Source organism: Hassallia byssoidea VB512170 (genome assembly GCF_000817785.2).
In the GTDB taxonomy this organism is placed as follows: Bacteria; Cyanobacteriota; Cyanobacteriia; order Cyanobacteriales; family Nostocaceae; genus Hassallia; species Hassallia carrinoi.
Genome location: NZ_JTCM02000179.1, coordinates 1 through 7,567 on the forward strand (window position 1 = coordinate 1; position 7,567 = coordinate 7,567).

6 protein-coding genes and 1 pseudogene are annotated in these 7,567 nt (G+C 41.9%); 3 read left to right on the forward strand and 4 right to left on the reverse strand.

What is annotated here, in order from left to right:
* Nucleotides 1-295: pseudogene (locus tag PI95_RS33920) on the forward strand (hypothetical protein); the annotation flags it as partial.
* On the opposite strand, the gene PI95_RS33925 reads toward PI95_RS33920, so the two are convergent.
* Complete coding sequence (locus PI95_RS33925) at nt 275-1,111, reverse strand: lysophospholipid acyltransferase family protein (RefSeq protein ID WP_039737691.1); 837 nt, start codon at nt 1,109-1,111, stop codon at nt 275-277. The pseudogene PI95_RS33920 and the gene PI95_RS33925 overlap by 21 nt on opposite strands.
* Before the next feature lie 188 nt (nt 1,112-1,299).
* On the opposite strand from PI95_RS33925, the gene PI95_RS33930 reads away from it, so the two are divergent.
* Together PI95_RS33930 and PI95_RS33935 are read left to right on the forward strand one after the other, a co-directional pair.
* Nucleotides 1,300-2,406 (forward strand): D-alanine--D-alanine ligase family protein, encoded by a 1,107-nt coding sequence (locus PI95_RS33930; RefSeq protein ID WP_039737693.1) that lies wholly within the window; start codon nt 1,300-1,302, stop codon nt 2,404-2,406.
* A gap of 328 nt (nt 2,407-2,734) precedes the next feature.
* Nucleotides 2,735-3,382 carry a hypothetical protein gene (locus PI95_RS33935; protein ID WP_039737695.1) on the forward strand — a complete coding sequence of 216 codons (648 nt, stop codon included), beginning with the start codon at nt 2,735-2,737 and terminating at the stop codon, nt 3,380-3,382.
* Nucleotides 3,383-4,974: 1,592 nt separating this feature from the next.
* Here the strand turns inward: PI95_RS33935 and PI95_RS33940 are convergent.
* The 3 genes from PI95_RS33940 to PI95_RS33950 form a co-directional block, all read right to left on the reverse strand.
* Nucleotides 4,975-5,910: an alpha/beta fold hydrolase gene (locus PI95_RS33940; RefSeq protein ID WP_039737701.1), complete on the reverse strand. Its 936-nt coding sequence runs from the start codon at nt 5,908-5,910 to the stop codon at nt 4,975-4,977.
* A 20-nt stretch (nt 5,911-5,930) separates the two neighbouring features.
* Nucleotides 5,931-6,434, reverse strand: a complete 504-nt coding sequence (locus PI95_RS33945) for a DUF4112 domain-containing protein (RefSeq protein WP_039738298.1) — start codon at nt 6,432-6,434, stop codon at nt 5,931-5,933.
* Nucleotides 6,435-6,503: 69 nt separating this feature from the next.
* Nucleotides 6,504-7,412 (reverse strand): YihY/virulence factor BrkB family protein, encoded by a 909-nt coding sequence (locus PI95_RS33950; protein ID WP_039737702.1) that lies wholly within the window; start codon nt 7,410-7,412, stop codon nt 6,504-6,506.
* Nucleotides 7,413-7,567: the final 155 nt, after the last annotated feature.

Here is a 7,567-nt window from a genome sequence, read left to right on the forward strand (position 1 = left end):
GCCAGTGCGTTGCGGAGGCAGCGCGGTCATGTTCGTTACCCCCATGAGCGACTGCCGTCGGGTTTCCCGCGTTGAAGCATCTGGCGTGGACAAGGGGGACAATTTTTTTCTATTCCCAATGCCCAATGACGCGGCTATGCTTCAAGTCGGCATCCCCGCCCAACGCACTGGCTCCCCAATGCCCAATGACGCGGCTATGCTTCAAGTCGGCATCCCCGCCCAACGCACTGGCTCCCCAATGCCCAATTACCAATTACCAATTACCGATTACCAATTAGCAATTACCAATTACTAAATCATCTAACTCTTGCTGCATTTGACTTTGGACTAACTCATAACAAGCATTAACATAAGAGCGATCGCTTGCTGCATCCCGACCGTAACGTTCAAAGACAATCGGTGGACAAACTCGCGTATGTATAGTTACAGGCAATGGTATGTTAGGTAAAGGACCAATCGCCAATCCCCAAGGCAACCCAAGATAAATCGGGAAAACCTCTGGATCTAGCCCAAATAGCCAAGGCATCCCCGATTCATGCAATTGCTCTAAAATTTTGTATAAGTCAGCCAACACAAACAGCGTATCGTGGGCACCGACAGAAATAATCGGCACAATCGGTACTTGTTCGCGCAGCGCTAACTTGATAAATCCCTGATTGCCAGCAAAGTGAATTTGATGGCGCATAGCGTGTGGTCGAAAAAGGTCTTGCGCTCCACCAGGATATACTAGTACGCTGGCTCCAGAACGCAAAGCAGCGATCGCCATTCGCGGATGAGCGATGATTGCTCCCAACCTCCCTGCCAATTCTGCTGTTAGCGGAACCTGCCAAAAATAGGGATGCGCCAAACCGTAAACTGGTCGCTCAACACCAAATCGTTGAAACCAGTCATACATTACCATATACATATCGGGAGCTGCCAGTCCTCCGTTATGGGAACCGACAATTAAAACCTTGGACTGGGGGATATTTTCCCAACCACTAGTTTGCACTCGAAAATAGTAGCGATACAGCCACTCCCACAGTGGCATCATAAGTTGGATGAACCGAGGATCTTTTTGTTCCAAAGACCATCCAGGTTTTGTTTTTAAGTAGTGTTGTTTTTCTGGCATTAAGGCATTTTAACAAAATTGCTCACTTTACCTTTAGCGAGAAAAGGTATAGCAAATAGTTATCAAAATAACATTAATTCTTTTATTTTCACAGTTAATACTGAAAAACATTTGTAAATAAAAAATTTAGCAACTTTGACAACTTATGATAGGCTATCTGCATTTGAGGAGTGATAGAGGTGCGGCAAATGTCAAAATTGAGGGTGGGGTTGTTGTTTGGTGGTCGTTCGGGAGAGCATGAAGTTTCGATTAGTTCAGCACGAGCGATCGCTCTTGCCTTGAGTGCAGAGGAAAATGCTAACAAGTACGAAATACTTCCTTTCTACATCCAAAAAGATGGACGTTGGTTAGCAGGGGATGTACCGCAACAAGTTTTAACATCCGGAAAAGTACCGCAATTACCGGAAAATGAGACACCAAGCGCCAATTCTTTATTGTCAACAACAAAAAATAATCTTACCCGTTGGCAATTTCCCTCTCAAGTAGGGGAGGTGGATGTTTGGTTTCCGATTCTCCACGGTCCCAACGGTGAAGACGGTACAATTCAGGGATTACTCAGCTTGATGCAAGTTCCCTTCGTCGGTTCTGGGGTGTTAGGTTCGGCGCTGGGTATGGATAAAATTGCCATGAAAATGGCGTTTGCCCAAGCGGGATTGGCACAAGTTAAATATGTAACGCTGACCAGAGCGCAAATTTGGTCAAATCCTTGTATATTTCCCAAATTGTGTGATGAAATCGAAGCAACGTTGGGCTATCCGTGTTTTGTCAAACCTGCTAATTTAGGTTCATCGGTGGGTATTGCCAAAGTGCGATCGCGTCAAGAATTAGAAACCGCTTTAGATAATGCCGCTTCTTACGATCGCCGCATCATAGTAGAAGCAGGAGTCATCGCACGCGAAGTCGAATGTGCCGTTTTAGGAAACGATCAACCCCAAGCTTCAGTCGTCGGCGAAATTTCTTTTGAAAGTGATTTTTACGATTATGAAACTAAATATACAGAAGGATTAGCAGATTTACTGATACCCGCACAGTTGCCAGATTCTGTTACCCGTCAAATTCAGGACATGGCTTTGCAAGCCTTTGCAGCCGTTGACGCTGCTGGGTTGGCAAGGGTGGACTTTTTCTATGTCGAAGCCACAGGGGAAATATTAATTAACGAAATCAATACGTTTCCAGGCTTCACAGCGACGAGTATGTATCCTCAAATGTGGGCTAAAAGTGGAATTACCTTTGCCGAATTAGTCGATCGCTTGATTCAACTTGCTCTGGAGAGACATTCAACTCCCTTGGGCTGAACCTGGACAAAAATGGACAGCCTTGTTTACTAGATCCTCAACACCCCACGACATTTTCGGATGTTCGCGCTAGCGTCTCCGAAGGAGAAGGCTGTCCATTTTTGTCTATTGTTTGTGAAACCCGAACCTTTGAGAATAAGCTTTCCTTAGCTCTGTACCAAAGCCTGATAAAGTTCTAAAAAATAACGATTTTCGCGAATACTTAGCGGATTTAGGAGCCAGAGTCCAAAAAAAAGGCTACTGAAATCCGAAGCTTTGCTACGGATACGCTCAGGTTAGCTCCTCCAGTACAATCAACAATTGGAGGGGTACAAATCTGAAATTAATCATGGAAAATAGTCAGAATGTACAGCAGGAGCCAACGCAAGCAACAGCGCTGACAGCAGACAAGGTAAAGAGTAACTCGAAGTCAATAGATAGCTTCATGCTTCTAATACGTCTATTGGGACGCTATCCTTGGCTATTGTTGGTAGGGTTGCTAGGAATGTTTATCGGGAGCGCAACCCTTGCAGTGTATAGCCTAAGTTATGCTGGGCGTGTGGAACCGGAAGAACCAGAAACAATACAAGCTGAAGTAGCACAACCAATCAACACCCCCCCTGAGACTAGCAATCGTACACCTTTATGGATGGTGGCAGCGATCGCCCTCAGTTGTGCTAGTGGTTGCTTTATAATTTTCCGATTGCTAAATCGTCCCCCACAGCGGCAAAAAGACCAGAAACAGATTAACCGCTATGAGGCACGCTTGGCACAACATCGTCATCAAAAATTAGAAGCACGTCCACCAGAGAATCCGCCAGTTTTTGTGCCTCCATCACAAAGCATGTCCTTCGCACCAGCGCCATCTAAAACAAAACCTATGGTCACAGTTTTGCCACCAGAACACACCATTCCCTTCGATAAAAGCAAAGAATCTTTAGCAGATATGCTGGATATTCGCAAACAAAGTTCTTTGTCGGCAATTTTACGCAAGTAGTAATACTGTTGTCAAAGACGATACAGAATTAATACTTTTGACTATTAAGGGCATGGCATCGCTGTGCCCTTAATAATTTTTAATATTAAATACAATTTCATACCAGCACCCAGTCTCTATGAAAGAGCGCAAGCTTTGAGGGTATTGTAGACGAGAAAACCCATAAATGCTTATTAAGTAAATGGGCGAAATTAAACGTAAAATACTCTCTTGATTCGTAGTCAGGGCTACCCTACGGGAAAGCTCCGCGCTTCAGCCCTCAAAACTATCCGCTTACTACAAACGAACATTTATTTATGCCCATCTACTTACCATATCTCTATGAAGATAAAGCTCAAATTAGCCCACGCAGGTAAGCTTTGTTTGTGTAGCTATAGGCTTCTAGCCTGTGGATTAATAAAACGCTGCATACACCAATACAGATAAAAATCTCTTCTTTTCTAATACCCAGTCCCCAGCAATAGAATAACAGCAGATTAACAGATATAAAAAAGTTAGAAATGAGCAATTATCAAATATAAATAACGCTAAAACTAAACACGTATCAGATTAATAGATATGAAAAAGTTACAAATGAGCATTTATCAAATAAAAACAAAGATGCCATTTTGGCAACCAACCTCTAAATTAGTTAGCTAAATTGTATGGAGATAAACGACTTCAAGGGTGTTGTTATCAGGGAGCACAGGCTACTAACTTATCCTAAAAAATACTTTTACAAAAGTATTTTTTAGGCAAAAACTTAGGATATCTAAGAGTGAAAAACTACTTAGATTAGCAAATAAATATCAATAACAAGGTTTGACATTTGCTGCATTAGGAAGTTTAATTCTCTACAGGCGTTGTCGTTAACGTACCATTAGCCCCCAAAAGAACAGACAACGTTAGCAAATATTCCTAAACGCTTCAGCGGCAAATGAAAGAGTGGGAGTTTGAAAGCGAATGATATGCTTCCTCCCACTCTTTTTTTATGGGGAGCAATACAAAACTATCAAAGCACTCTTTGTGGCTGAATTTTGTCGATATAGAGCAAATATGAATTTCATTTTGCTACTTTTGATACGAATTAAACTATTTGAAAAAGTTGCCATTTTGGCAACCATGCTTCAACCAAATCAGTTAAATTGTTAAACATAAGGAACTTCAAGGGTGTGGTTATCGGGGTGAGTTACAAGATTGAATAATTTTGATGATGCATCTTCTACCAAACAAATTTTCGAGGTAAATAATGTATATCTAAAAAAGATATACTAACATTGCAACTCTGACAAATTAAAATAAATAATCAAGTTTCCATTTGCTGCACCAAGGAATATTAAGCGCATACGGGCGTTGTTTTTGTTCGACACATTAGCCCCCCAAATAAAGCGCATCGTCCGTAAATATTCCTAAACGCTTCAGCAGCAAATGAAAGAGTGGGAGTTTGAAAGCGAATGATATGCTTCCTCCCACTCTTTTTTTATGGGGAGCAATGCAAAACTATTCTCAGAATAATTGATATCATGTCCTTAGTTGGGACACATATTGTAGAGACCTTCCGGCGGAACGTTTCTAGGGTTATATCTGCTAATATCTATTTTTAGGGTGATTATTTAAATAAAATTTGTATCCCGCATAAATTGAATAATAGCGGCATTAACCGCTTGTGCAGCACCAGACGAAGCATCATGATGGCAATTAGGTAGAATTTGCAATTTAGCATTCTTCAGACGTTGACGCAATTTCTCGCCATCGCTAGCAGGAAACCAACTATCTTGTTCACCCCACAAAATTAGTGTGGGAGACTGAATAGCACCGAGATTATTTTGAATTTCACTAAGCATGTTCGGCTTATTAGTTTGCAAATGCTCAATTTCTCGCGCTGCTATTTGTAACTCTTCGGCAACTTTTACCAAAGTACCAGGAAACTCAATAAACGGGTAAGTTATCCAGTAAACATCTTCTTGGGTAAGTATTGATGGATCGAATAGCACGCCACGCCTTTCTATTGCCATAATTTCTCTTACTAAAGGTGCAAACAAATATGCTAAACGTAAGCTATCAATTGTTTGCAATATTTCTAACGGCGTTTGTGCAAGCACCGACATTCCCCAATGGGGCAGACGTTGCGGAAAAATAGGTACATTTAGTACCACCAACCGCGCTATTAACTGAGGATTTTTTTCAGCAATAGCAAGGGCAATTACTGCCCCCAAAGATTCGGCGACAATTACAGCGGGTTCATCACATAAAGTACTAATAATTCTCTCTAGCTCAATAATTTGATGACCGCTTTTTTCTCGACGAGATACAGGTTTTTCGGAAAAACCGTAACCTTTAGCATCAAAACAAATTACCCGAAAATATTCAGATAAAGGTGCGATGCTGTGACGCCAATTATAGCTCCAGCTACCCACGCCATGTAAGAAAATTAGCGGTTTCCCTGTACCTTTTTCGCCATAAGCGATTTGTACAGGATATCCATTAGCATCAGTAATTATTAAATTTTGTCGCCCTTTAGGAAAAGTAGCTTGCCACCAATTTTTCATCCCTTTTATCAGCAAATAATTTAAACACCAAATAAGGCTTGCCACAGCAGTCTAATTAGTATCACAGGGAATGCTACTAATACTATGGCAACAAGCAATAATCCTAACAAAAGCGCTAAAACAAACCATACATCTGCGCTCTTACTCTGTCCGGGAAATCTTAGGTATTCTTCTAATAACTTAATATTATGCTCGTTTGCTGTCCAAGCAAAATCAAAAAAGTCTCCCAGCACTGGTATAGCGCCCAACAAGCCATCAATAATAATATTTAAGACCATTCTGCCTAAAGTTGCTTTAGGTGCGCCTAATCGCGCCGCTTCTAGGACAATGTAAGCAGAAAGCATGACTCCCAAAAAATCACCACCAAGAGGTATAAATCCTATAAGTGGATCTAGTCCGATACCAACCCGCGTTCCGGGAATGGTTATGGCATTATCCAGCAGACGGCTAAGTTGACGCAAACGCTTTAAGGTAGGCGCTTTGGCATCGGGTTCAATTGTAAATTTTATAGGAGATTTAGACATGGACGCTTCGCGCATAATCTGTGTTCTAACCGCTAAATATTCTACTCTGATGTGTGCCTTTTTACAGGATTAATTGTTACGATTATGCTTTGAAGCGTTAGAATGCTGGCGCGATCGCATATCTTCACCCACGACTACATTTAATTGATCCCCAATTAAAAGAACCGCAGCACTCATCCAAAGCCACAGCATTAAAACAATCACCGCTCCCACTGCACCATAGGCGATGTTATAGTTACCGAAATTCGCCACATAAACCCGAAATAAATTCGAGACGATCGCCCAGGAAATAGCTGCTATAATCGCCCCAGGCATCATCGGCGTACCTGAATTCCACTTTGAAGGACCGTAGCGATAGATAGAAGCAAAGGCAGTAGCAACAATACCTAAAGCTAAAGCCCAGCGAAACAACTGCCAAAAATACAATAATAATCCGAAAAAATCATTTTCACGCCATACAAGTTGCAATACTAAGTCACTAATAAAGACCAAAAAAGAAGCCATCACAAAAAGCATGATCGTGCCAATTGTTAATCCCAAAGAGATGAGTTTAGCTTTCCAAAAAGGGCGTATCTTATCTGCGGGAATTTGATGAATTTGATCGAGGGCTGTCATCGCTGTACTGACTGCACCAGAAGCAGTCCAAATGGCGATCGCAAAACTCAGAGAAAACAAACCGCTATTTTTTGAGTTGGTAATTTCTTTCGTAGCAAAATCACGAATCAAAGTTAGTGCTTCTTCTGGTGCAATTTGACTCAGTTGCACCGCCATCTGTTTAAAAGTCTCTTGCAAAGATTCTTCAAATAAGCCAATGGCTGTCAGGGCGGCAAGAATTGCGGGAAACAACGATAACATTGCATTGAAGGCAATTTCCGAGGCTAGTCCCAAAAGTCGCCGTTTGATGGTAATCGCAAAGGTTTTCTTAAAGGTGCCAGCATTGAGGTGGCGAAAGAAGCGGACAAAACGAGGCTTTGCCATGATTTTAGTGGCGGCAGGTTGGGTTTCTCAACTAGTCTGCCAAATAGTTATGGGGGGATGGGGTTTCACAAACACTCTTTCACTCATTGACAGCCAACATCTGTAAAATGTCGTGGGGTGTTGAGGATCTAGTAAACGAACTATGAGTGCCATTT

Bases quoted from the DNA above. Each gene is read 5' to 3' on its own strand.
- PI95_RS33925 (WP_039737691.1), bottom strand. From the start codon at position 1,111: ATGCCAGAAAAACAACACTACTTAAAAACAAAACCTGGATGGTCTTTG.
- PI95_RS33930 (WP_039737693.1), top strand. From the start codon at position 1,300: ATGTCAAAATTGAGGGTGGGGTTGTTGTTTGGTGGTCGTTCGGGAGAG.
- PI95_RS33935 (WP_039737695.1), top strand. From the start codon at position 2,735: ATGGAAAATAGTCAGAATGTACAGCAGGAGCCAACGCAAGCAACAGCG.
- PI95_RS33940 (WP_039737701.1), bottom strand. From the start codon at position 5,910: ATGAAAAATTGGTGGCAAGCTACTTTTCCTAAAGGGCGACAAAATTTA.
- PI95_RS33945 (WP_039738298.1), bottom strand. From the start codon at position 6,434: ATGTCTAAATCTCCTATAAAATTTACAATTGAACCCGATGCCAAAGCG.
- PI95_RS33950 (WP_039737702.1), bottom strand. From the start codon at position 7,412: ATGGCAAAGCCTCGTTTTGTCCGCTTCTTTCGCCACCTCAATGCTGGC.